The 20139-nt window shown below is 59.7% G+C and carries 16 protein-coding genes; 9 read left to right on the forward strand and 7 right to left on the reverse strand.

Features of this window, described 5'->3' with window-relative positions:
• Positions 1-19 precede the first annotated feature (19 nt).
• From GVN17_RS04080 to GVN17_RS04095, 4 genes are read left to right on the forward strand one after another with little or no spacing between them, the layout of a single operon-like run.
• Positions 20-1378: a SidA/IucD/PvdA family monooxygenase gene (locus GVN17_RS04080; RefSeq protein WP_166593956.1), complete on the forward strand. Its 1359-nt coding sequence runs from the start codon at positions 20-22 to the stop codon at positions 1376-1378.
• Positions 1375-2394, forward strand: a complete 1020-nt coding sequence (sbnA, locus tag GVN17_RS29855) for a 2,3-diaminopropionate biosynthesis protein SbnA (RefSeq protein WP_166593957.1) — start codon at positions 1375-1377, stop codon at positions 2392-2394. The genes GVN17_RS04080 and sbnA overlap by 4 nt, the downstream gene beginning before the upstream one ends.
• Positions 2387-3394, forward strand: a complete 1008-nt coding sequence (sbnB, locus tag GVN17_RS29860) for a 2,3-diaminopropionate biosynthesis protein SbnB (protein WP_166593958.1) — start codon at positions 2387-2389, stop codon at positions 3392-3394. Before sbnA ends, sbnB begins: the two co-directional genes overlap by 8 nt.
• Positions 3385-5202, forward strand: coding sequence for an FAD/NAD(P)-binding protein (locus tag GVN17_RS04095; RefSeq protein ID WP_166593959.1), 1818 nt, complete (start codon positions 3385-3387; stop codon positions 5200-5202). The genes sbnB and GVN17_RS04095 overlap by 10 nt, the downstream gene beginning before the upstream one ends.
• A gap of 123 nt (positions 5203-5325) precedes the next feature.
• Here the strand turns inward: GVN17_RS04095 and GVN17_RS04100 are convergent, their stop codons facing one another.
• The 5 genes from GVN17_RS04100 to GVN17_RS04120 form a co-directional block, all read right to left on the reverse strand.
• On the reverse strand, positions 5326-6036 hold the full coding sequence (locus GVN17_RS04100) for a transporter substrate-binding domain-containing protein (RefSeq protein WP_166593960.1): 711 nt from the start codon (positions 6034-6036) through the stop codon (positions 5326-5328).
• Positions 6037-6269: 233 nt separating this feature from the next.
• The gene (locus tag GVN17_RS04105; protein WP_166593961.1) at positions 6270-7553 is read right to left on the reverse strand and encodes a hypothetical protein; all 1284 of its coding nucleotides are present in this window, start codon (positions 7551-7553) and stop codon (positions 6270-6272) included.
• A 22-nt stretch (positions 7554-7575) separates the two neighbouring features.
• The gene (locus tag GVN17_RS04110) at positions 7576-8880 is read right to left on the reverse strand and encodes a hypothetical protein (RefSeq protein WP_166593962.1); all 1305 of its coding nucleotides are present in this window, start codon (positions 8878-8880) and stop codon (positions 7576-7578) included.
• A 567-nt stretch (positions 8881-9447) separates the two neighbouring features.
• Complete coding sequence (locus tag GVN17_RS04115; RefSeq protein WP_166593963.1) at positions 9448-11067, reverse strand: glucan biosynthesis protein D; 1620 nt, start codon at positions 11065-11067, stop codon at positions 9448-9450.
• Between the two features lie 192 nt (positions 11068-11259).
• Complete coding sequence (locus tag GVN17_RS04120) at positions 11260-11889, reverse strand: LysE family translocator (RefSeq protein ID WP_166593964.1); 630 nt, start codon at positions 11887-11889, stop codon at positions 11260-11262.
• A gap of 153 nt (positions 11890-12042) precedes the next feature.
• Here GVN17_RS04120 and GVN17_RS04125 point away from each other — a divergent pair, with 153 nt between their 5' ends.
• A complete protein-coding gene (locus GVN17_RS04125) occupies positions 12043-12516 on the forward strand; it encodes an Lrp/AsnC family transcriptional regulator (RefSeq protein ID WP_166594273.1) in 474 nt (157 codons plus the stop codon).
• Between the two features lie 169 nt (positions 12517-12685).
• On the opposite strand, the gene lpdA is transcribed toward GVN17_RS04125, so the two are convergent.
• Positions 12686-14086, reverse strand: coding sequence for a dihydrolipoyl dehydrogenase (gene lpdA, locus GVN17_RS04130; RefSeq protein ID WP_166593965.1), 1401 nt, complete (start codon positions 14084-14086; stop codon positions 12686-12688).
• A gap of 277 nt (positions 14087-14363) precedes the next feature.
• Positions 14364-15005, reverse strand: coding sequence for a CDP-alcohol phosphatidyltransferase family protein (locus GVN17_RS04135; RefSeq protein WP_166593966.1), 642 nt, complete (start codon positions 15003-15005; stop codon positions 14364-14366).
• Between the two features lie 484 nt (positions 15006-15489).
• On the opposite strand from GVN17_RS04135, the gene fae reads away from it, so the two are divergent.
• The 4 genes from fae to GVN17_RS04155 all read left to right on the forward strand — a co-directional run bounded on the left by fae (position 15490) and on the right by GVN17_RS04155 (position 20060).
• Positions 15490-16002: a formaldehyde-activating enzyme gene (fae, locus tag GVN17_RS04140; RefSeq protein ID WP_166593967.1), complete on the forward strand. Its 513-nt coding sequence runs from the start codon at positions 15490-15492 to the stop codon at positions 16000-16002.
• Positions 16003-16012: 10 nt separating this feature from the next.
• Entirely contained in the window at positions 16013-17047 is a 1035-nt protein-coding gene (locus GVN17_RS04145; protein ID WP_166593968.1) for an aldo/keto reductase, read from the forward strand.
• Complete coding sequence (locus GVN17_RS04150; protein WP_166593969.1) at positions 17044-18477, forward strand: NAD-dependent succinate-semialdehyde dehydrogenase; 1434 nt, start codon at positions 17044-17046, stop codon at positions 18475-18477. Before GVN17_RS04145 ends, GVN17_RS04150 begins: the two co-directional genes overlap by 4 nt.
• A 221-nt stretch (positions 18478-18698) precedes the next feature.
• On the forward strand, positions 18699-20060 hold the full coding sequence (locus GVN17_RS04155; RefSeq protein WP_166593970.1) for an MFS transporter: 1362 nt from the start codon (positions 18699-18701) through the stop codon (positions 20058-20060).
• The last annotated feature ends 79 nt before the right edge of the window (positions 20061-20139 follow it).

Genomic DNA, 20139 nt, shown 5'->3' on the forward strand with positions numbered 1-20139 from the left:
CCTTTCAGGAAGAACCACCATGAATCAGTTTGAAATCGAGGGTTTGCGTCAGGAGCTGGACGTCGTGTCGGTCGGCTTCGGTCCCGCCGGTATCGCACTGGCCTGTGCGCTGGAAGACGAAGCGGAAGACAACGGCAAGAAGCCGTTTCAGCGTGTCCGTTTTTTTGAGAAAGGGCGCGATTCGACCTGGCACGGCGCCTTCCTGCTGGCGGGCACTGACATCAACCACCACGTCTTTCGCGACCTGGTGACGCCGCGCAATCCCCGCAGCCGTTTCTCCTTCGCGATGTACCTCAAGGAGAAAGGGCGGCTGTACAAGTTCGGCTTGCTGGGACGTCCTGCAAGCCGAGTGGAATGGTCCGACTACATCGGGTGGGTCGCCTCACAACTGAAAGACTATGTGTCCTACGACGAAGGCGTGCTGGATGTGTTACCCGTTGCAGAAAAAGGCATCCTGCGCGCCGTCGATGTGGTCACCACTCAAGGGACCTATCGCACCAAACGGCTGGTGCTTTCCCACGGCAGCTTGCCCAACATCCCCGAAGCGTTCGCGCCTCATCTGGGCGGGCGGGTTTTTCACACCTCGCAGTACCTGAAGAACATTCATTTGGGCGGCGGCCCGATTGCCCAGCGCTGGCTGGTGCTGGGGTCGGGCCAAAGTGCAGGCGAGGCGGTGGCGCATCTGCTCGGTGCCGCGCCAACCACGCAAGTGCATTCTGTCCACAGGGGCGTGGGTTTCCGGGTCGGGCAACTGGGGCAGTTTCCGAACATGGCGTTCTTGCCAGAGCAGGTCGATTACTTCCACCAACTGGAGCCATCGCGTCGCAGCAAGGTGTTCGACGAGATCCGTTCGACCAACTACGCAGGCATCGACGCCGATGAAAGTCAGGCTTTGTACTCCTTCATGTACGAAGGCGAAGTCAGTGGGCATCAGCGTTTGAAACTGCACACGTGGTCCAGCGTCATCTCGGTGGAGAAGGTGGGCGACGCGTATTCCGTCGTTCTGCGCGACAGCAACACGGGGCTTGAAACCACGCTTTATGTCGATGGTATTGTCCTTGGCACTGGTTATGAACAGCTCGCGGTGCCGCCGCTGCTGACCCTGCTGCAACCCTGGCTGCTGCGCGAAGAGGACGGCCATCTGGCCGTGGACCGGCACTACCGCGTGGGCCTGCAAAACAGCGAGGGCGTGCAGATTCTGGCCAACGGCACGTCAGAAAAAACCCACGGCATCAGTGACGCGCAGTCGTTTTCCATGGTCGCGCTGCGCGCCCAGCAACTGACCGACGCCTTGCTCGCCACGCAACCTCGGCAACTGGCGCCGGTGGTGGCACATCCCAAGCGCTTAATGGCCGCACGGGCTGAGGCACGGCCATGAACTTCATCTCGCATATCGTGGGCGATTCGAACTTCGTCCGGCTCAAGGGGTTAGGGTTCGAGAATCTGCACCTCAAGCTGGAGTCCTGTAACCCAGCCGGTTCGATCAAGATGAAAACCGCCATCGGCCTGATCGACTCTTATGCCGAGCGCCGACTTATCCACAGGGACACGGTGTTGATCGAGTCATCTTCGGGCAACCTCGGTGTGGCCCTGGCAATGATCTGTGCCGAGCGAGGCTACAAGTTTTGTTGTGTGGTCGACCCCAACACCAACCTGCACAACATCAAGATGATGGAAGCCTTCGGCGCGCAGATCGTGATTGTCACCGAGCGCGACGATAACGACGGCTACCTGGGCACTCGCATTCGCTACATCCGCGACACCGTGGCCCGCGATCCGCGTTATCTGTGGCTCAACCAGTACAGCAACCCGGCCAACGCCCGCACCCATGAGCAAACCACGGCGCGCTCGATTCACATCGCATTTCCGGCGCTGGATTACCTGGTGGTTGGCGCGGGCACCACGGGCACGTTGATGGGCTGCGTGCAGTATTTCCGCAAGCATTCGCCACGCACCAAGATCATCGCTGTGGACAGCACCGGGTCGGTGACGTTTGGCCAGGCGCCGGGGAAGCGCTTCATTCCTGGATTGGGTTCGAGCCAGATGCCGCCGATTTTCCGCGCCAAACATCTGCACAAACAGCAAGTGGTCGATGAGCGCGCCACCGTCGCGATGTGTCGCTGGCTGGCCAAGTCCAACGGCGTCTTGGCGGGGGGATCGACCGGCACGGTGGTCGCGGGTCTGGCGGCGCCCTCGCTGGGGATTCCCAAAGATGCGGTGGTGGTGGCGATCTCCCCCGACGCTGGCGAGCGCTACCTCGAAACGATCTACAACGATGAATGGGTCATGCAGAAATTCGGGCGAGCCGAGCTGGCCGCGCTGTCGTCGCAGCCCATCAGCCGCTACCTGAACACCTACGTCCACACCTTCGAGGGGGAAGCGTTGAATGTCTGAATTCCATGTCATCCCGGGCGCCGTGATCAAGGACATCCTCGACCGCCAGGCGCACACCATGGTCGCGCGCGTCGAACAGGTTTATCTGCAACACCACGACGGTCAGACCCTCAACCCGGACAGCTACTTCCTGCGTTTTCCACAGCAACCGGCCAACCGCATCATCGCCCTACCCGCATCGCTGGAGGGCGAGGACGCTGTCGCGGGCATCAAATGGATTTCCAGCTTTCCCGGTAACGTGGCTCAGCAAAAACCTCGCGCCTCGGCGGTGGTGATTCTCAATGATCGCGAAACGGGCTACCCCTATGCCTGCCTTGAAGGCGCTCGGATCAGCGCGGTCAGAACAGCGGCGTCAGCGGTGTCAGGCGCTTACTGGCTCAATGGTCAGTCGCGTCAGGCGAAGTCTGTGGGATTTATCGGCGCAGGCGTTATCGCCCGCAACATTGCTCGGATGCTGGCGGTTGAAGGTTGGGAGATCGAACAAGCGGTGGTGCACGACTTTGACGACGCGTCGGCCCTGGCGTTGAAGGGATTCATTGAGCAGACCGACTTATGCACAACCCGCACGGGCTCATTGGAAGACGCGCTGGCGGCAGATCTCGTGATCTTCGCCACCACGGCGGGCGAGCCGTACGTGAAGCCGCCGATGGCGTTCCGCGCCGGTCAGGTGGTGCTGAACATTTCGTTGCGCGACGTTGCCCCTCAACTGCTGCTGACGGCTAACAATCTGTGCGATGACGTCGAGCATTGTATGAAGGCCAATACCTCGCCGCATTTGGCGGAGCAAGTGACCGGCAACCGTGAATTCATGAACGGCACACTGGCGGGGTTGATTCGCGGCGAAGTGCAGCTTGATCCAGGCAAACCCTCAATCTTCTCGCCTTTCGGGCTGGGTGTGCTGGACCTAGCGTTGAGCAAATTCGTTGTAGACACCGCGCTAGCGGATGGCCGCGCCGTTGCCATCGACTCGTTCTTCGGAGAAACGCTGAGATGGAATTGAGTGCCGATCTGCGCCTTGATGGGTCCTTCCTAGACACGCCCCCTGTGGATAAAGTCGGGCAAAAACCGGCAATCAAAATTGGCATTGTCGGCTGTGGGTCACGTGGGCTGACCGTCCTGGAGCGTCTTTGCGCGTTGGCAGGCGAGGGTGAGCGGCGGTTGGAAATCAATGTGTTCGATCCCCATCGGCCGGGGCCGGGCCTGCATTCGGTTGAGCAGCCCGAATATTTGATGCTCAACACTGTGGCGTCGCAGATTTCCATGTTCCCTGATCAGGCTGCTCTGGGCGGGTTGACGGGCCGACAAGGGCCGAATTTCTACGAGTGGTGTCTGCGTTTCAAATCCGCTGAACGTGTGGTGAAACCCAATGAATTTCTGCCCCGTTCCTGGCTAGGCGAATACCTCGCGTGGACTTATGACGAGGTGATTCGGACGCTGCCCGAGCAGATTCGGGTGATCCATCATGCGCGGACTGTGGATAACGTCGACTACACCGATCTGGGCCGTTTTGAATTGTCCACAGGGGATAAAAAACACCGTGTTGACTGGCTTTTGATCACGGTCGGTCACGCTGCAAAGCCGTCTGTACCTGCACAAGACGTGCAGATAACAACGCGCCTCAAGGCTTATCCACAACCGTTTTCGCTTCAAACGATTTCAGCCACAGATGCGGTGGGCGTTGAGGGGATCGGCCTGGCCGCAATGGATGTCGTCGCCGGGTTGACGGTCGGTAGAGGCGGGCGCTTTATGCAAGGACCCGAGGGACTGCGCTATCTGACGTCAGGTCAGGAACCGCAGGTGTTCATGTACTCCCGCAGCGGTCTGCCTTACCGCACACGCCCCGACATCACGCCCCATCGTATGGGAGCGCCCGCGCTGATCTTCACGCTGGCTGCGGTGGCCGATCTTCGCGCCCGGCACCCGGACGGGCTGGACTTTGAAGCTCACGTGCTACCGCTGCTCAAGGCCGAGATGCTCGCGGAGTACTTCGGCATGGTTGCAATGCGCCGAAGCGAGTCAGCGCTACGTATCAAATCGGAGGTCGCGACTGCGTTTTACCTGGGCGAGATCGAAGCCAAACATCACGAGCTTGCCGAGCTTTTTGAGGTCCCGCTTCTGGCTGACAGCGTGTACAACCCTCGCAGCATGGCTGCCCCTGTGGATAATTATCAAGGGTGGATTGAAGCGTTCATCCGCGATGATCTCCACGAGAGCATTCTTGATCTGGACCACAGCCCGATAAAGGCAGCCGTTGAGGTGTGGAGAAGCTGCCGCGAACAGCTCAGGCGAGTTGTGGATAACAGAGGCCTGACGCCGACTTCACACACGGTCTTCTTCAACGAATACGCTCCCCTGGTCAACCGCATGGTCGCTGGACCGCAAAAAGAACGGCATCAAGAGTTGCTGGCGCTGGCCGAGGCAGGCGTCATTCAGTGGGTTCATAGCGCCCATGTTATTTACAACGCTGACAATGGCGCCGTTTCAGTCGCATTGGGGGACGGACGCACCTTGGTGCTGAACGCCTGCGTGCATGCCCATGGCAGTGAGGCACGAAAAGCCGATGGCTACCCCGGGATCATCCGCCAATTACGCGCCGCCGGAATTGTCCACAGCGCGGCTGAAGATGGAGAGGGTGTGTATGTGGACAGTCACGGCAAGGCGCAGCACCACCTGTGGATAACCGGCCCCATCGTTGAGGGAGCGACGTACTACAACCACTACGTGCCGTCGTCCGGCAGTTATTCGCGAGCGTTTGTGAATGCGGATCGTATAGCGCGGGAGATGTTGGGAATGGCTGTGTTCGTTTGACCGCATCGACTGTAGGAGCCTGCTCGCTGCGAAGGCGGTAGGGCAGGCAGCGAATCGTCAACTGATCCGACGCTTTCGCCACCCATTTGACGCCTACAGGTCAGCGTAATTTCTGAGATCTGTCTAACACTCCCTTCCCGTGGCTGCGCACGCCACGGCGTTGTTCCCTGGCAGATAGCGCCGTCTGATGCTCTCCAGCTCTCCAGTGCGGCGCAGGGTGTCGATGGCCTGGTTGATTTGACTGAGCCATTTCGCGTGTGCCGGCTGGAGTTTGATTACCAGCGGCGCTTCGCTGAGCTTGGCGCCCTGGCGGAACTGGGTGGGATCGAGGTGGGTGGTGTTGATCAAACCTTCGAAAATATCGTCCACCATGGCAATCGCATCGACGCGTCGGCTTTGCAGCAGCTTGATCAGGGCGTCGTCCTGAGAGGTCTCAAGCCGGTCGAGACGGTGAGTTTCAAGGGCCGGTTCCAACGCTGCGTAGGTGTAACCGCGTACTGTGCCGATGGTGAGGTGATCCATCTTCTCGATGGGTTGACCGAGCGCGGGATGGTCTGCGAGGAAATACAGGTGCTCGCTGACGATGGAGTAGGGTTTGGAGAACACATAATGCTGCCGTTCTTCAGGGGTGTTCCAGATCAGCGCATCGGCGTAGTTGAGGTCGATTTCGTTCTTTTGCAGCATCGATTGCAGACGGTTGACGGGGTACGTGACGAAAGTGACGTCCACGTTTGCGAGTTGCATCACTCGGCGGGTGATGTCCACGGCCAAGCCGCGGAGGCGACCGTTATCGTCCTCGAACGCATAGGGCTTCCACTGCGCAGTGCCTGCCACGAAGGCCTCCGCAGCAACGGGCAGCGCGATCAAACAGAGCAAGCACACAGCGAGCAGTCTGCAACGTAACCCCATACCTTCCCCCGATCATGGGCATCCATGAAGGAGCCCAAGCCTAGCAGCGGAAAATGTCGGGCATGTGTCGTAATGCCACTATTTGCAGATCGTTTCACGAAAAACCACGAAAAAAGCCCGCGCAGACGAGGTCAGGCGGGCTTTTCAGGGTGTTTGAGTCAGGCGCCGGGGCTTAGCCGGATGATTTTTGGAAACTCGGTAAGACTGACAGACGCCGTGCAACGGTCGCCGGTGCAGCTCCAGCGTTGCTCGCTGGTGACCATCCCCTTGCTCGCCATTTGCGTATCGAGCACCCGCAACGGCGCGTTGTTCATTGCTTGGCTGACGACCTGTTCTTCTCGGGTGCGTCCCGTGGCCCAGGCCACGACGATCCGCTCGCGACCATCGCTGAACACCAATTTGTAGAGGCCGTCAGACTGCAAACTGGCGCTGGCGTCGTACTCGAAGTCTTTCAGGTAGGGGCTGATCGCTTTGAGCACCGAGTAGGCCGGTTTGGGGCTCAGGTCCACGTTCAGCAAGCCAAAGTTGTGTTCCTGATCGTCGCGCTTGTTGCCATCGTTGATCAGGTCGTACCACCAGATGCCCTTGATCGAAGGTACGGTGCGAGCGAGAAACCAGGCGCGGGCCAGGTAAGCCGCCTGACGCGTAGTGTCGATGCCGCAATGGCCCTCATGACTTGGCCAGCTCATTTCGGTCAGGTACAGAGGCACAGGCTTATGGGCCAGGCCCGTGAAGCGCCGGTCCAGATCGCGCATCCAGTTAATCCAGCTTTCCGGCGTGTTGTGGTCGCGTCCCTCGCAGTGCACGTAAGGATGGAGCGAAATGCCGTCCGCGTAATTCATGATGCCCGCCGTCAGCAGGCGATCCACGAAACCACCCTTGATGCCCGCGGACGTCACCGCACCCGCCAGCACTTTGGCCTGTGGATTGTTTTTGCGAATGATCGGTGCTGCTTCCTTCACGATGGCGACGTAATCCCGGCTAAGGCGCGAGTCGGTTGGCCCTTCGATGTCCCACTCGTTCCAAACCTCGTAGTACTTCACTGGATTGCCCAACTGGCGGGTGAGGTAATCGACGTATTTCAGGTACGGAATCTTCACCTCGGGCGTGCGCGGCTTGGCGTTGCCATTGAAGGACGTGCCGTAACCGAGGATGACCATCGGTGCTTGGTTCAACGAGTTAGCCTTGGCGAGCCACGCCCGCCATGGCGGGATGATTTGCAGCTGATTGGGCGCCGGTTCAGCCGTGGACCAGAACCCGTCATCACGCACCGAGGTGAAGCCTGCCAGACTGGCCAGCTCCAGACTGCGCAGTGGCTGGTTAACGTTGTTCATCGAGTGGGTGGCGACACCGACGATGAATGAATCGGTAGCCGTGACGTAAGTAGAGATCAGGCACGACAGCAGCAACAGGCTTCCACGGCCAATACGCGATAGGCTCATGCGCACGCATTCCTTTGTGGGATCAGCTCAGGCCGGGGAGACCGGCCCAGGGTGCCGCTTCAACCGGCTTTGGGGCGACGGCCTTCACGTGCGACCTCGCCGCCATGGCATGCCCGATGGCCATGCCGAGGAACAGGTTCGCCAGCGTTACTTCAAGTGTGTCAGTCGTCCAACTGACGATGCAGATGCAGAAGCTGGTGGCGAGCATCGCCCGGCCATAGCGGGTCGTGATGTCAGCCAGAGTGATGAACAGCGGGATGTGCAGCGCGTAGAGGAACAACCCCGCCACGCCAAAGGCCGCCCAGAGGTAAACGACGGTGCTGTCGGAAACCATGAACAGGTCCGCACCGATCACAGGGAATGCCGCCACTGAACTGCCCACCAGCCCAAATCCTGCTCCGGTGTAGGCGCGGTCTTCGCTGACCAGCTCGCGGATCACGTTTGGCCAGGTGTTGACGAGGCGGTCGTAAATCGATGACAGCGAGCTGCCGGTGGAGATTTTATTGGGGTCGAAGTCGTACATCATCGCCACGAACGGCAACGCCATCCCAAGCAACACCGCCACCACGATGGCACCGCGGGTGGTCCATCGGAAGCGGGTGATCAGCAGCAGGCCAACGGCGCCCGCAAAGGCCAGGACCGGCGCTTTACTGGTGGTCAGAATCACCCCCGCCAGCCCGGCGGCGCAGATGGCGATGGCCAGCATTCTCGAACGTACGGTGGTCATCAGGTAGAGGCTGAAAATCGAGATGATGATCGCCAGCGCGCTGGAAATTCGGGCGAACCCGGCAGGCCGGTCGGCGTCTTCGGAGGCCCAGGTTGTGTTGGCGCTCAGCTCGGTGCCGCCAATGCTGTAGCTGTAGCCCTTCCACGGCAGGTCGGTGTACTTGTCCATCGCGATGCCCGCCAGCGAGGCCGCCAGTGCAAAGGCGATGGCCCACATGAACAGCCGTTTGTGCTTGGTGATCTGATCGCCGCACGCCAGTCCGAACAGCATCGGGCTGATGCCGTACAGGGCAAAAGCGAAGTTTCCTGCCCCCGCGCCATTCAGCACCGCCCATGCAGACGACAGTAACAAGGCGATGAAGCTGAGCCACACACTAGGCCCTGCCTTGAACCGGCCGAGTTCCAGCGCGAAGAACAGCAGGCAGGCGACTTTCGGGGCGTACAGCAACACCGAGATGCCCGCTTTGTCCAGGTAGAAGCGCAAGGCGCCAGAGAAGGTCTCGACCAGAATCAGGCTGATCGCGACCAGCACGATGGCCGTCGATTTGTCGAAGGACATGATCGACGGCTTTTCAACGTAAGCGGGGGTAGGCGACATCATGGGAACAGCCTCTCAAGAGCGCTGGATCGAAAATAGGGTGACAAATGAAAGAAGCGTCGTGGCCACGCTACCGCTCACCGACGTCGGCAACGCCGTCGATGAAACCGGTAAGTCCTTGTGTGCTGGAGGGCCGTGACGGGAGGGAATTGCCGAATGGGGTCCCTCTCAAAGCGGCGTGACAGGGGATATATCAGCCGCAGATCAAAGGGCTGTCAATGAAATAGTCAAATTTTCGGACAGTTTGAATAAGGCTTAAAAATCAGAGTTTCTAACTTATTGAAATTATTGAGAGTGTAAAAATTGACGCTAATAAATAAAGGAAAAAAATGAGCCTTAGGCGTGCCGCCTATGATTCATTTTTGTTACAGGTCGCTCGATTTTCGACCAATCCTGCAAGAGCAAGCTCACCGGCGCCACGAAATAAGCGTCTGGCTCAATCCAACTGTGGGAGCGAATTTATTCGCGAATACGGGTAGAGACGACGCATCTCTATCGCCTGACCGAACTTCGCGAATGAATTCGCTCCCACAAAGGGTTCATCACCGGATCAGAGTTCGGACCTCAAACTCAGGTGTATTTACGCTTATCAGCCGCAGGCGGGAAGTATTGATACAGCCAGGTCTCGCTCAGCGTACGGTCGCCAGTCTTGATGAACATGCGCATCTCCACCGGGTCCACCGAATCACTGGTCGGGTACCAGTCAAAGCTCACGCGGAAGCCTTTGATGTCCGGCAGCACCAGCACGTTGAAATCCTGCACTTTGCCGTTCGACACGGTAACCATCGGCTCGATGGCCGAGCCTTCCGGCAGCCGGTCGATGCCCCCACCATTGAAGTCCACCGCAAAGCGGCGTGCCCAGACATCCGGGTAATGCTCGCCAGGTGCCCAGCCTTCGATGAAGCCGCCCATGCCCGAACGTGTCGCGTGCACCTGCGCCAATGGCGTACTTACCGGCGGCAGCGGGCTCCAGTACAGCTTGTAGCCGTAGTTCATGGACATTCCGGCCTTGATCGGCACTTTCGGGTTCCAGAACGCAACGATGTTGTCCAGTGTCTCGCCGGTGGTCGGCAGCTCCATCAGGTCAATGGAGCCCTCGCCCCAGGCGGTCGTCGGCTCGACCCACAGGCTCGGTCGACGGTGATACCAGTCGACGGTGTCCTGATAGGTCTTGAACTCGTGATCGGTCTGTACCAGGCCAAAACCTTTCGGGTCTTTGTCGGCAAAGGCGTTGAACTGGAGCTTCGCCGGGTTGTTCAGCGGACGGCAGATCCACTCGCCGTTGCCGCGCCACATGGCCAGGCGGTCCGAGTCATGGATTTCCGGGTGGATGGTGTCGCACATCCGGCGTTCATGAGTGCCACAGCTGAACATGCTGGTCATGGTCGCAATGCCCATTTGTTCGATGTCGGCGCGGGCGTTGATGTGCGCGTCGATGTCCATGACCACGCGATCGGCCTGGCAATCGATATCGAATTTGTAGGCACCGGTCGCGCTCGGCGAATCCAGCAGCGCGTAGACCACGAAGCGGGTGGCGTCCTTGGTCGGTTTTTCGAACCAGAACTTGGTGAAGTCAGGAAATTCTTCGGGCTTGTGGGCATAGGTGTCGATCGCCAGGCCCCGGGCCGACAGGCCGTACTGCTTGTTGCTGTCGATGGCGCGGAAGTAGCTGGCGCCTAGGAACGACAGAATGTCGTTGATCGCGATTTCCGGGGCCTTGAACAGCTTGAAGCCTGCAAAACCCAGATCACCCTTGAGTTGGGTCTGATCGATGCGGCTGGCTTCGTAGTTGAACAGCTCGGGGCGGAAATGCACCTCGCGCGCCTCGTTCGTTGCGGGGTCCACGCTGTACATGCGTACCGGCGTCTTGAAGCCTGCGCCGACGTGGAAGAAATGCACGTCCAACTGGCCTTTGACATCATTCCAAAGGGAATGGCCTGCGTCGTATTTGATCGCGTTGAACTGCTGTGGCGTCATATTTGCCAGCGTGGGCGGCAAGTTTTGCTTAGTGCTGACGTAGGCTTTGCCGGCCATCTGTTTGGCGAGGTCTTGCAACGTTTTGAAGTCGAAATGTTCGATGTCGCCATCTGCTGCTGCCGCCAGGGCGCGTGCTGCATAAAGACCCGTGGCTGGCAGCGCGCTATAGGCTGCCAGCGCCATGGAAGCTTTCAGTAGATTCCTGCGATTCATAAGGTGAAGCCTCTGAAGAAATGCCGTGCCTTCCTGCACATGAAAGTGCGCTTTCCCAATCCTTGCCGAACGCAAACTACCAACAAACAGATAACAATCTCGGCATCTTGTTCGCAAAAAAGAGAAAAAATCGTTTCAGAGGGCTACTTGTGAGCATTCAGAGTATTGCGGGTTGTGTTTTAGGTGAGGTGTTCACGCCTGCTGGATAAAAGCCAGACGCACGGCGAAACCGATCAGCATCGTGCCGAACACCCATTGCTGAAAGCGTTGCGCGGTCGCGCTGCGGGCCAGCCATCGACCGATCCAGCCGCCTGCCATTGCGTACACGCTGTCGAACGACAGGCCGACCAGCACCAGAATCACCCCCAGTGCAGCGAACTGCCCGGCCACCGAACCCGCGTGTGGGTCGATGAATTGCGGTAGCAGTACCGAGCAAAACAGCAGGGCTTTGGGGTTGAGCAGGTTGGTCAAAAGCCCGCGCCCGACGGCTGCGCGCCAAGAGAGCGCCGTCCCACCCTCGCCGCCTTGGGCCGTCATGCTCATCGCGCCCGGTTTGAACATCTTGAGCCCCAGCCACAGCAGGTATGCAGCGCCGATGATGCGCACCGCTTCGAATGTCCAGGGCGAGACTTTGAACAACGTTGCCAGCCCCAGCGCAGCCAACGCCACATGACCGCCACGGGCGATGGCCAATCCGAGCGCCGTCGCCAGTGCTTTGCCACGACCGTGGCGGGCGCCGGTCTGGAGCAGCAGGATCATGTCTGGTCCCGGCACCAGCAGAACCATCGACAGGGCAGCGATAAACAGCGCGATGTTTTCCATGGTTCGGCTCTCGGATGAAGGGATGATGGAAGAAAATTCTAAGGCGAGAGAGTGGGGCAGGTGCTTGCGTGTTTGACCCCTGAACGGCTTAGTATTGGCATCTTCTGCTGATTGCCCGCTGAAACGGAGTCTTTTGTGCCAAATCAATCAAACGTGAAGCTCGATGCCTACGACCGCCGCATTCTCAATGCTTTGCAACGGGACGGTCGATTGACCAACGTTCAACTGGCAGATGAGATCGGGTTGTCAGCTTCGCCATGCCTGCGACGGGTTAGGCATTTGGAAGAGGCGGGGGTGATCAGCGGCTACCAGGCAACGCTGGATGCCGATGCAGTGGGTCTGGGATTGACGGTGTTCATCGGGGTGAAAGTTGACCGCCATCACGAAGACGAGGCGCAGAAGTTTCAACAGATGGTGTCGGTGTTGCCTGAGGTAATCTCTGCGCACATCGTGTCGGGCGAATCGGATTTTCTGCTGCACGTGGTGGTGCCTGACTTACGCAGTTACGACCGGTTTCTCACAGACACACTGCTGAAAATGCCCAGCGTGCGGGACATTCGCAGCAACTTCGCGATTCGCACCCTCAAGCAGCAAGGGCCGTTGCCTTTGGGGCATTTGCCAGTGTGATGCGACGCGCAGTCAAACTGTAGGAGCGTGGCTTGTCCCGCGATCTGCTGCGCAGCGGCAGTAAAATCCGGAGACCACCGACCTGCTGAATTGCATCCACCGGATTTGCGACTGCTGCGCAGCCGATCGCGGGACAGGCCACGCTCCTACAGGGTCATCACTGTTTGGCTCACGCCTGCGTCGTATGCCCACCCACTGCCATCGCCGCCTGGCGCAAGGCCTCGGAGCGGGTAGGGTGCGGATGGCAGGTGAGCGCGATGTCTTCCGCCGACGCTGCAAATTCCATCGCCACGCAATACTCGGCAATCATCTCACTGACGCTTGGCCCAACCAGATGCACACCCAGAATCTCGTCGGTTTTTTCATCAGCCAGCACTTTGGCGAAGCCGTCTGTTTCGTGATTGACCTTGGCCCGGCTGTTGGCGCTGAACGGGAATTTTCCCACCTTGTAGGCGCGGCCTTCCTCCTTCAATTGCTCCTCGGTCTTACCGACGCTGGCCAGCTCCGGCCAGGTGTAAATCACGTTGGGGATCAGGTTGTAATTCAGCTCGCCCTTCTTGCCGACGATCCGCTCGACGCACACCGCTGCTTCATCTTCTGCCTTGTGCGCGAGCATCGGGCCGGAGGTCACGTCGCCGATCACCCAGATGCCGTCCACTGATGTGCGATGGCCCTTGTTGGCCAGCGCGCCGCGCTTGTCGACTTCAAGCCCCACTGTTTCCAGCCCCAGACCTTTCGTGACCGGACGTCGGCCGATGGACACCAGCACGTAGTCCGCTTCGATCACTTCGGCTTCGCCACCGGCGGCGGGTTCGACTGTCAGGCTCACGCCTGTGTCACTGGCGACGGCCGACGTCACTTTGGAGCTGAGTTTGAAATTCATGCCCTGGCGCGACAGTGAGCGATGCAGGGTCTTGCCAGTCTCCAGATCCGAGCCGTGGGCCACGTGATCGAGGAATTCCACGACCGTGACCTTGGCCCCCAGACGACGCCATACGGACCCCAGCTCAAGGCCGATCACGCCTGCACCAATCACTACCAAGTGCTTGGGTACTTCGCTCAGGGACAGCGCGCCGGTTGAATCGAGAATGCGCTGGTTATCGATAGTCACGCCCGGCAGCGGGGTCGGTTCGGAGCCGGTGGCGATGATGATGTCCTTGGCCGTCAGCTCGGTTTCGGCGCCGCTGGCATCGGTGACGATGACCTTGCCCGGCCCGGCCAGACGACCCCAGCCCTTGATCCACTCGGCTTTGTACTTGCGAAACAGGAACTCAATGCCTTTGGTGAGGCCGGTCACGCTCTCGACCTTCTGCGCCATCATCTGCGCCAGATTCAGGGTCGGCGTGACCTCAATGCCGAGCTTTTTGAATTCATCGCCTGTCGCCGCTTCGTACAACTCAGAGGCGTGCAGCAGGGATTTGGACGGGATGCATCCCACATTCAGGCAGGTGCCACCTAAGGTCTCGCGGCCTTCGATGCAGGCGACCTTCAAGCCTTTCTGACCGGCGTGAATGGCTGCGTTGTAGCCGCCTGGGCCGCCGCCAATAATGACAACGTCGTAGTGACTCATGAGCGTACTCCTGAATGAAGAAATGACAGTGGAGGAAGCGTAGTCTGCTCTCCGCGAATGTCTTGATGGACCCTATCAGAGAAAAATTATGTCCGTAATATCGACTCAGGAGTGAGGTGAGGTCAAGGCCAGGGCTTTACAAGGCTGAAACGGTTTTTGCCCGGATGATTAATTTCGCTGCCGTCGAAATCCGGTCTCCTACAAGAAAAGGTGCACGGAATGAGACCTGTGGATAACGTGTTGGCAGTCTGTGTGTAAAGCTGTTGAAACACTTTCTTCAATCTTGTGCATAAACCTTGGCGTTAGGGGTGGTGGCAGGCTTTGTCACTTCAGCCACTGCGCCCCGAATGCGTCTGACGAGGGTCACCAGCAGCAGAATGGCCATCACCGCCATGATGACGTTAATCGGCGCTGTGAGGACGCGCTCCGAGGCGATGCCTACGCCAAACAGACCAAAACACAGCATGCGCACGTGGCTTTTCAAGGGACCGTCCCGCCGACGAGACGCCTTGATCAACGGCCCGAGCAAACCGGCGAATTCACTGAAAATCGCCAGCAGCGTGACCGTCAGCACCAGCAACAGGCTGACCTTGGGAATCACTGCAAACGGCAGAAATAGAGCGGTTTCAGCGACAACTCGGCTCAACTCGCGGGCGCAGGTGCCGAATCTGGAGTGTTGTCCGAACTCTGTCACCAGCAACGTTTCCACCGCGTTGAACAGCATCCGAATCAGCATCCAGATCGGAATCAACAGGAAGATTGGCGGGTACGCGGCAAACGCGGCCACCAGCATCCCGACGGCCACCGAAATGAGCCCCGCGCATGACGTCACGTGAATAGCGCGCACGCCGTCATCGAACAGAACCCTGGCCACCGGATGCAGGACTTTGAGCAGCCAGGTCTTGAGTGTGGTCAGCATGATCGCGGGCCGCTCCCCTGTGGATAACTTTCTGGGAGCATAGTGCAAGTTTGGGGTTGTGCTTAGCCATCACGCCACGCCCATGTAGGAGCGTGGCTTGTCCCGCGATCGGCTGCGCAGCAGTCGTAAATCCATTCCTATTGGCCGTGTCAGACATACCGCATGCATAGATTACGACGACTGCGTCGCCGATCGCGGGACAAGCCACGCTCCTACAGGTCGAAATATGCGTAGCACTGGGGATATGACTTGCACTCATACCCCCATGAGTTTTTATAGTTACTGGCCCCGAAATATCCGGTGATACAAATCGCATCACAGCTCACCCACAACAACAAAGAGCGCTTGCGATATGACCTCTCTGCACGCCCCGATTCCGTCCAGCCCCATGCGGCGCTCTCCGACTTCCTCCATTCGCCACGCGATGCCCGGCATCCGCGTGCGGTTCTGATCACCCGCATTTTTCCGTTCCGGAGAACACTCCATGAAAAAACTCGACCTGTACATCGGTGAAGGCTTCGAAGGCCCGGGCGTCAACGCCGCCCACATCAACATCCTGATCGGCCCGCGCAATGGCCCTGCTGGCCAGGCGTTTGCTAACAGCCTCGCTTCGCCAAGCCAGGGTCACTGCCCGTTCATGGTCATCGCCCAGCCGAACATCCCGGTCAAACCGATGACCCTGTATGTGAACAAGGCCGCCATCGGCAGCGACTTGCACGGCAACGCCACGTGGGGCGCGTCCCAGGCCGGTATCGCCAAGGCCGTCACCGAAGCCCTGCTCGACGGCACCCTGCCGCCGGAAGCCGAAGACGAATGGGCCATCGTCACCGCCAACTGGGTCAACCCGGCCTGTGACGACCTGGATGCCGTCTACCTGAACAACTACAACGCCTGCCGCACCGCGATCCGCGCCGCCCTGACCGGCAAGCCGGAACGCTCGCAACTGGCCGACGTGGTCAACCGCATCAGCAACCCGTTCTACACGCCAAAAGCCTGAGGTCCGCGCCATGCAATACATTCGTTTGGGAAATTCGGGCCTCGAGGTTTCGCGGCTGTGCCTGGGCACCATGAACATGGGCACGCCTGACTGGAAACCGTGGATCTTCGACGAGAAGAAAAGCGAGCCGATCGTGCGTCACGCGCTGGAAAACGGCGTCAACTTCATCGATCTGGCGGACTTCTATTCCGCAGGCGTCGGCGAAGAAGTGGTGGGCCGCATCGTCAAGCGCCTGGCCCGTCGCGAAGACCTGGTGATCACCACCAAGGTCGGCTACGGCACCCGCTCCGGCAAAAACGCCAGCGGCCATTCGCGCAAGCACATCATGGACAGCATCGACGCTTCCCTGAGCCGCCTGGGCATGGATTACGTCGACGTCTTCATGCTGCATTACTTCGACGTGAACACCCCCGTCGAAGAAACCATGAGCGCGATGAACGACATCGTGCGCTCCGGCAAGGCGCGCTACATCGGCGTCTCGACCATGCTCACCGGCCAGTTGGCGAAGATCCTCATGGCCTGCGAGCGCAACGGCTGGGTCAAGCCGATCAATATGCAGCTGCAGCTGAACTGCGCCTACCGCGAAGAAGAGCGCGAGATGATTCCGTTCTGCCGCGATCAGGGCCTGGGCGTTTCCGTGTTCAGCCCGCTGGCGCGTGGCCTGTTGACCGGCGACGTGCAATCGACCCGCAACCAGACCGACTTTTTCACGCAACAGATGTACAGCGACGAAGCCTCGTTCCAGATTGCGCACTCGGTGCAGCGGGTGGCCCAGCGTCGTGGCGTGTCCAACGCGCAGATCGCCCAGGCGTGGGTCGCCAACCATCCGGGCGTCGACTGCATGCTGGTCGGCGCAGACACCACGGCTCAGTTCGACAGCGCCCTTGCCGCGCTGGAAACCAGGCTGGATGCCGATGAGCTGTACGAGTTGGAGCGCAATTACACGCCGTGCGATGTGATCAACGATTACACCGCTGGCAAACGCATCCTGCGCACTGCACGGCCTGCGACTGAAGTCTTCAGCCTGACCGAGGCCGTGGCATGAGCGCGCTGATCCGCAACGGGCATTACATCGACGGTCAATGGACGACGGGCGGCCCGACGTACCCCGTCTTCAACCCCGCCACAGGCGAGCTGATCGCCCAAGTGCAGAAGGGTGGGGCTGAAGAAACCAATCACGCCATCGACGCGGCTGAACGCGCGCTGCCAGCCTGGCGCAAGCTGACTGCGAAGGAACGCAGCGTGAAGCTCAAGCGCTGGAGCGAACTCATGCTGAGCAATCAGCGTGAGTTGGCGACGCTGCTCAGCCGCGAGCAAGGCAAGCCGTTTGCTGAAGCGATGGGTGAGGTCGTCTACGCCGCAAGCTTTCTGGAGTGGTTTGGTGAGGAAGCCAAGCGCGCCTACGGCGACGTGATTCCGAGCCACAAGGCCGATGCGCGCATCGTCGTCACCAAGGAAGCCATCGGCGTGGTCGCGGCGATCACACCGTGGAACTTCCCGCTGGCGATGGTCACCCGCAAAGTCGGCCCGGCGCTGGCGGCGGGCTGCACGATGATTCTCAAGCCGTCCGAGGAAACCCCGCTGTGTGCGTTCGCGCTGGCCGTGCTGGCCGAACAGGCAGGCATTCCAGCGGGCGTGTTCAACGTCGTGTCGGGCGATGCGGTGGCCATTGGCGGCGCGCTGCAAGCGTCGTCTGTGGTGCGCAAACTGTCGTTCACCGGCTCGACCCGCGTCGGCAAATTGCTGATGCGTCAGGCCGCCGACACGCTGAAAAAAGTCTCGCTGGAACTGGGCGGCAACGCGCCGTTCATTGTCTTCGACGACGCCGATCTGGATGCCGCCGTCAAAGGCGCCATGGCCTCGAAATTCCGCAACACCGGGCAGACCTGCGTCTGCGTGAACCGCTTCTTCATTCAAGACGCCGTGTACGAAGACTTCACCCGCAAGCTGGCCGAAGCCGTGGCTTTGATGCGCGTGGGCAACGCCCTGGAAGGCGAAACCGAGCAAGGTCCACTGATCAACAACGCCGCACTGGGCAAGGTCGAGCAACACGTCGGCGATGCGCTGGAGAAGGGCGGCAAGCTCTTGTGTGGCGGTCAGCGTCACGCGCTGGGCGGCACGTTCTTCGAGCCGACCGTGATTACTGAAGTGAACGATCAGATGCTGATCGCGCAGGAAGAGACCTTCGGCCCGGTCGCCGCGTGTTTCCGCTTCAAGGACGAAGCTGAAGTGCTGCGCCGCGCCAACGACACGCCGTTTGGCCTGTCGGCGTACTTCTACAGCCGCGACATTGGCCGTGTGTGGCGAGTGGCCGAAGGTCTGGAAGCAGGGATGGTAGGCATCAACGAAGGAATCATCTCCACGGAAGTCGCGCCGTTCGGCGGCATCAAGGAGTCGGGCCTGGGGCGCGAAGGATCGCGGTACGGTCTGGAAGACTATCTGGAAATCAAATACCTGCTGATGGGTGGGCTCTAGACGCCGATCGTTCCCACGCTCTGCGCGGGAACGCACCCGTCTCGCTACCCCTTTCTGTAGGCGTGAGCTTGCTCGCGATGGGTTTGTCTTTCGCTGAGGTGGTGATTGACCCTCCGCCATCGCGAGCAAGCTCACTCCTACAGTCGAATCCCGCCGGCTGGGTAGCCAGCGGGAAAATTCTGGTTTCGCTTCTCCGTCAATAACAATAACTGGAGGCAAACATGTCTGTTCAACCGGTACAAATCGATGATCTGCCCATCGGTAAATTTCACATCAAGATTGCAGGCCTGACGTTCGGTGCGCACTTCACCGATGGCTACATTCTTGGCCTGATCGGCATCGCGTTTACCTTGCTCAGCCCGCAGCTGCACCTGGATGCGTTTTGGCAGGGCCTGATCGGGGCGTCGGCGCTGATCGGCCTGTTTCTCGGCAGCCTGTTCTTCGGCTGGATTTCCGATCGGCTGGGCCGCCAGAAAATCTTCCTCGTCAGCTTCGTGCTGATCACGGCGGCGTCGGTGTTGCAGTTTTACGCCGAAACCGCGATGCAGCTGTTCCTGTGTCGGGTGCTGATCGGCATCGGTCTGGGCGGCGACTTCAGCGTTGGCCACGCCATGCTCGCCGAGTTCTCGCCGAAGAAACATCGCGGCGTGCTGCTGGGTTCGTTCAGCGTGATCTGGACCTTCGGTTATGTGGCGGCGACCTTCGTCGGCACGGCCATGCTTTCGCTGGGCGACGATGCCTGGCGCTGGATGTTGTCGTCCTCGGCCATTCCGGCGGCGTTGATCCTGATCGCGCGCATCGGCACCCCCGAATCGCCTCGCTGGCTGATCAATCAGGGCCGCGTCGCCGAAGCGCGCGCCATCGTCAAAAAGCACTTGGGCGACCACGTAGTCATGGACGAAGAGCGCTCCAGCGACCGTCGTTCGGGTTACGCGATTCTGTTCAGCCCCGAGTACCGCACGCGCACGCTGTTCAACTGCCTGTTCTTCGTCTGCATCGTAATGCCGTATTTCGCCATCTACACCTTCCTGCCGTCGATTCTGCAGAAGATGGGCCTGGCGGAAGGCTTCGGCACGGAGCTGATGCTGAACATGTTGTTGATTGCAGGCGCCTTGATCGGCATCTGGTGCACGGTGAAATTCACCCGCCGGGGGTTCCTGATCAACTCGTTCATCATTCTGGCGATCGCGTTGTTTGTGTTGGCGGTGCTGCCAAGCGCCTCGACGCTGCTGATGGTGCTGGCGTTTGCGTTGTTCACGGTGGTGCTGTCGGCGGTGAGCAACCTGGTGGGCGTGTTCCCGGCAGAAAGCTTCCCGACCGAAGTGCGCGCCAGCGGGATTGGTTTGGCCACGGCGGTCAGTCGGCTGGGGTCGGCGATCAGCACCTTTCTGTTGCCGGTCAGCGTGGCGGGTATTGGCTTGAGCCCGACCATGGGCATTCTCGCGGCGATTCTGGCGCTGGGGGCGATTATCTCCTGGGCGTGGGCGCCGGAAACCAAAGCGTTGACGTTGAATCAGGCGTGTACGGTGAAGGAGGGTACGGGCGTCACACCTGGCGAGATTCCGCTGACGTCTCGGGCTTAACCCGATCATTGTAGGAGCGTGGCTTGTCCCGCGATCGGCTGCGCAGCAGTCGTAAATCCGGTAATGGTGATGCAACAGT

The sequence above is a fragment of the Pseudomonas sp. SLFW genome, from assembly GCF_009905615.1.
Classification (GTDB): domain Bacteria; phylum Pseudomonadota; class Gammaproteobacteria; order Pseudomonadales; family Pseudomonadaceae; genus Aquipseudomonas; species Aquipseudomonas bambusae.